Origin of the sequence: Clostridium sp., from assembly GCF_021372645.1 — a bacterium.
In the GTDB taxonomy this organism is placed as follows: Bacteria; Bacillota; Clostridia; order Clostridiales; family Clostridiaceae; genus Clostridium.
The window spans coordinates 1-4,876 of record NZ_JAJFUC010000083.1; the positions used below are offsets into that span (position 1 = coordinate 1).

The following is a 4,876-nucleotide window of genomic DNA, read 5'->3' on the forward strand; positions in this document are numbered from 1 at the left end:
TCATGATATTAAGTATTGGATTGTTATACATATATTATTCAATATTTATACATAAATTCAAAATATAACATTACATGAAATGCTGTGAAAATACAAGAAAATCGTACTTATTGTGTGTCTATTTTGGTTAGAGCACTCCAAATTTGTATCCATTCTTTATAACTCTTTTCAGTCCTTCTAAAGTCCATCCAAAAACATATTCTTTTTCCTCATTAAATATTTCATCAGCTATAAACGGATTTTGCTTTTCTTTAGGTATTACATTATTGCATTGTAATATGTGAAATCTATTATAAAAATGCTCTCCTTTATCATTTCCAAGATAGATCATGTCATTACAAGCAAATACAATAAGTCCATTAAACCTATAATTAAATGAATTTACACCTTTAAATTCTATTGGTAACTTATCTCCACCAGACAGTTTTTTAATTATATCTACATTTCCTAATGGTTCAGAAGGTAAATCTCCATCAAATACAATTCTTTTTCCATATATAGCACTTCCTATAAATTGTGCACTTGATAACTTTTGTAATGATGCCGTTCCCACCAAATCATCACCTAATATATTTCCAAGCACATTAAAAAATTGGCTTTTCCCCGAATCTCCCTTTCCTTGTAATCCTATTATAGCTTTTAATCTATAGCCTTTAACATTAGATAATATAACACCCGCAACCTCTTGAAGAAATACCATTGCCTCTTTATTTCCCTCTGTTAAATCATCTATATAATTGTCCCATTTCCCTCCATTACATGGATTTGCCTCATAACAACACTTCAACTGATTACTTGACATATAATCTTTATTATGTGGTTTTAATTTCATCGTTGTAATATCTAATAATCCATTTTTCAAATTAATAATATTTTCATCCCCATGCAGCTTTTCAAAATCTATGCTTTCAACTTGTCTTAAACTATCAAATATACTTCTTATTGCATCAGGATTCCTATAATCAATATAGATATATTCTCGAATATAAGGTTCTAGTCGATGTATAGGGATATATACACCTTCGCTGTACAGATGAAACATTCCTTGTCCAATTCCATTGCTAGCTACAACATAGTCCATTTGAAGAGATAAATGATGTGATAATCTATTTCGATTAAGTGTTACATTTCCTTTACTACTTACGTTATACCACTTTGCATATTGTGGCTTTACTTCTTTTAACAATTCGTATAATTCCAGTATACTATGCCCTTCTTCAAACCAATCTGATATATCTCCCTTTTCTATATTGCTTATAGTTAAAACTTGAACTCTATAACAATAATTTAATATCGATTCTTTTACTTGATCTGCAAATTGTTGACCGCTAGAATCATTATCGGGCAATATAACTACTTTGGCACTTTTAAAATATCTACTATATGAATCGTTCCATTTTTCATTGCCTACACCTCCACCAGTTGATGTTGTTGTTGCAATCAACCCATTCTTTATTAAATTATCAGCATCCTTTTCACCTTCTACAATATAAATTGTTTTATCTTCCGTAATCCCTTTTAATACACTCGGTAAATTATATAGTATCTTTTGTTGTTCTTTTACTTCTATCTCTTTGGTATTTTTCTCATTTGATGAAAATATATTAGATCCCTTAAATGTTTCATAGTATGAACCACTTTTAAGTCCCCAAATTAAATAATTATTAATTAACCTTACATGCAAAAACTTTTTATCTTTTGTTCTTAATTTTAAATATACAATCTTATTACTTTCATCTTTAAATTTATAAACATTAATTACTTCATCACCATTAATTGAATTTTCATATAAATATTGAATAACTTGATCATAATTTTCAAATCCATCTTTGCAATTTATTTTTTCTACTGATTTTATCTGATCATCAAATAAATCTGATATACTTAATCCTACTGAACTTAATACATCCTTAGTGTCACAACCCGCTCCACAATTCAATAATGTCTTTTTATCCTTAGCATTATATGTAATTGTCAAACTAGCCTTATTATCATCATGTGACGGGCATTTACAAATGCATTTATTCTTATATTTTCTTGTCACATTAAATTTTTTTATTATATGATCATAATTCATTAAATAGCTAGTCCTCCTTTTAGTTTATCTAAGTAGTCCATTAAATCACTACGTTTTACAAACCACTTATTTGCTAATTTGAAACTCGGAAACTCTACATTATGAAACAATTCCAATGCTGAACAACGCCCAATTCCTAAAAATTCTTGTACATCTTTAATATTTAATATTTCTTTATTCATTATTTCATTTCCCCTTTGTTATTCTTATATCTTTTTTTGGTACTTCAAATATAATTATTTTATTTTTTCTATCTATTGTTATTCTCATCTCTTTTCCTCCTTTACCATATAGGCGTTGCACCTATCCAATACTTACAGAATTGAAAGTTTACATTACGGTAATAATTGTTTAGTAAAGATGCGTACTTTTTGCTACTCGAAATATCCTTATACGTAAAAGTATAAATAAGTTTATACCAAAATTATAATATCTATCCCGTACTATGTCAACCTTATCTTATCCTTATAAGTATATGTTTATATATACTTATCATTTTTTTTATGCTAAACTATAATAAATTACGTTAGGAGGATATATAATGACTACAACTAAAAATGAAAGTATAGGCGAAAGAATAAGGGACGCTAGATTAAAAAAAAGTCTAAGACAAAAAGACCTTGCAAATATACTAAATGTAGCGGAAGTCACTGTGAAAAAATATGAAGATAAATCGAGAAAATTACATATTGATACAGTAACAAAAATTGCTAATGCATTAGAAGTTAGCCCTAACTGGTTAATGTTTGGATTAACAAATGAGCAAAAAAATAAAAGAGATGAATTAGATTTAGTTATGAACACTTCTAAATTTCTAAGATCCCTCGGGTATACTTTAGACTTTTCGGGTGGTGAAGAATGTGATTTAGCATTAATTATTAATGGTGCGGAATATACACAAAATGATATGGATATACTGCTCGATATGATAAAGGCATGTATAGATAATTTCAATAAATTAAAGAGAGGATATATAAATGGCAAGGACAACATATAAAAAAAGAATTATTGATGGTGTTGAATATTATTATGAAGTGATTGAACTTCCACGAAAGGCAAATGGAAAGCGTAATAGAAAACATGTATATTCAAAAACTGTTTTGGAATTAAAAGCTAAATTAGAAACTATCAAAAATGATATATACCATGGTGTTAATGTATCAAATAATAATTCTTTTGGTGCTTTATTTCATGAATGGCTTTATAATATTCATTTAAAAGATAAAAAAATGTCAACTATAAACAGATATGAAGGTCTATATAATCTCTATGTTAAAAATTCAAGTTTGAAAAATAAGAAAATAAGTACTATTAAAGTTATAGATATACAGAAATTTTATAATTCACTAGAAACCGAAGGAACAACTGCAAATACAATTAAAATGATTCATAAAATAATAAAGCCCTTTTTAAATTACTTATATATTAATGGTTTTACCATTAAAGACTTAGGAGCAACAGGGATCTTAAGATTACCTAAAATAATAAAGAAAAATACTAGTATGACTGTTCTAACACTAGAGGATCAAGGAAAGTTTATTCACTCATTAGATGGGAAATCAGATAGAGTATTATATTTATTTGCATTAGGTACTGGATTACGTCTAGGAGAGATATTAGCACTTACATGGAGTGATATAGACAATAATAACGTCACAGTAAATAAGAATATAAAAAGCGTTAAAATTAATGATAAATGGACTTTATTATTACAAGATACACCTAAAACAAAAAAATCAAATCGCACTGTACCTATTCCAAAAAATATTTTATCTGAATTAGAGGCACATAGATTAAAACAAGATGATATAAAATCTAAAGCCGGTGATATTTATAATGATCATAATATAATTTTTGCCACTGATTTTGGAACTTATATCGATCCATCTAATTTAAATAGAAGATTTAAAAAATTATTGACAAATGCTAAAATTAAGCCAATTAAATTTCATAGCTTAAGACATACCTATGCTACACGATTATTTGAAAACAATCTACAGCCCAAAACTGTATCCGACTTAATGGGACACGAAGATATTCAGACAACATTAAATCTATACACTTGGGTTCTTGATTCACAAAAGAATAAAGCTGCTGAAATACTTGATACTATTTTCACTATTGAATAATTAAGTTAAGGAGGGTTAAAAAATATTAACCTTCCTTTAATTCGTCTTAAAGCTAGTAATACCAATAATTTTGACAATTTAGGTTAAAATATAGATTCTAGTATATCACTTCATCAAATCCAGTAATACCAACGTTTTTCACCCTTTAGGTTAAATAGGTTATCTTTTTTTCCTTATCCTTGGTATAGCTATTAATATTATATATAAATTTTCTTTAATATTTTCCATTGGTTGTAGTAATGGTTGTAGTAACAAAAATACCAACGATTTAAATTTCTCTAAATCGTTGGTATAACTACTTTTATGGTACACCCAGTGGGACTCAAACCCACGACTTCTGGATTCGAAGTCCAACGCTCTATTCAACTGAACTATGGATGCATATTATTAATTTATATATAAAAAAACAACTGCAAACAGTTGTTAATTGGAGCGGGTAGTGGGAATCGAACCCACCTTTCCAGCTTGGAAGGCTGGAGTATTACCGATATACGATACCCGCATATATATTTGTCTATATCTTAATTGATGGAGCGAAAAACGGGATTCGAACCCGCAGCCTCCACCTTGGCAAGGTGGCACTCTACCGTTGAGTCATTTTCGCTCATTTGGTGCAGATGAAGGGAGTCGAACCCTTACACCGAAAGGCGCTAGATCCTAAGTCTAGTGC

The 4,876-nt window shown here is 28.7% G+C and carries 4 protein-coding genes and 3 tRNA genes; 2 read left to right on the forward strand and 5 right to left on the reverse strand.

What is annotated here, in order from left to right; genetic code table 11:
• Positions 1–127 precede the first annotated feature (127 nt).
• Positions 128–2,077, reverse strand: coding sequence for a phage/plasmid primase, P4 family (locus LLF98_RS12705; RefSeq protein WP_291704156.1), 1,950 nt, complete (start codon positions 2,075–2,077; stop codon positions 128–130).
• Positions 2,077–2,259, reverse strand: coding sequence for a helix-turn-helix domain-containing protein (locus LLF98_RS12710; protein ID WP_291704158.1), 183 nt, complete (start codon positions 2,257–2,259; stop codon positions 2,077–2,079). Before LLF98_RS12710 ends, LLF98_RS12705 begins: the two co-directional genes overlap by 1 nt.
• Before the next feature lie 359 nt (positions 2,260–2,618).
• On the opposite strand from LLF98_RS12710, the gene LLF98_RS12715 reads away from it, so the two are divergent.
• Together LLF98_RS12715 and LLF98_RS12720 are read left to right on the forward strand one after the other, a co-directional pair.
• A complete protein-coding gene (locus LLF98_RS12715; protein ID WP_291704160.1) occupies positions 2,619–3,074 on the forward strand; it encodes a helix-turn-helix domain-containing protein in 456 nt (151 codons plus the stop codon).
• Positions 3,055–4,206, forward strand: coding sequence for a site-specific integrase (locus LLF98_RS12720; protein ID WP_291704163.1), 1,152 nt, complete (start codon positions 3,055–3,057; stop codon positions 4,204–4,206). The genes LLF98_RS12715 and LLF98_RS12720 overlap by 20 nt, the downstream gene beginning before the upstream one ends.
• Positions 4,207–4,510: 304 nt before the next feature.
• Here the strand turns inward: LLF98_RS12720 and LLF98_RS12725 are convergent.
• The 3 genes from LLF98_RS12725 to LLF98_RS12735 all read right to left on the reverse strand — a co-directional run bounded on the left by LLF98_RS12725 (position 4,511) and on the right by LLF98_RS12735 (position 4,810).
• Positions 4,511–4,587 (reverse strand) — tRNA-Arg (locus LLF98_RS12725).
• A 47-nt stretch (positions 4,588–4,634) separates the two neighbouring features.
• Positions 4,635–4,708 (reverse strand) — tRNA-Gly (locus tag LLF98_RS12730).
• Positions 4,709–4,735: 27 nt separating this feature from the next.
• Positions 4,736–4,810 (reverse strand) — tRNA-Gly (locus LLF98_RS12735).
• Positions 4,811–4,876: the final 66 nt, after the last annotated feature.

What these genes read in the sequence shown, in the direction of transcription:
- LLF98_RS12705 (WP_291704156.1), bottom strand. Translation starts at nt 2,077, where the DNA reads ATGAATTATGATCATATAATAAAAAAATTTAATGTGACAAGAAAATAT.
- LLF98_RS12710 (WP_291704158.1), bottom strand. Translation starts at nt 2,259, where the DNA reads ATGAATAAAGAAATATTAAATATTAAAGATGTACAAGAATTTTTAGGA.
- LLF98_RS12715 (WP_291704160.1), top strand. Translation starts at nt 2,619, where the DNA reads ATGACTACAACTAAAAATGAAAGTATAGGCGAAAGAATAAGGGACGCT.
- LLF98_RS12720 (WP_291704163.1), top strand. Translation starts at nt 3,055, where the DNA reads ATGGCAAGGACAACATATAAAAAAAGAATTATTGATGGTGTTGAATAT.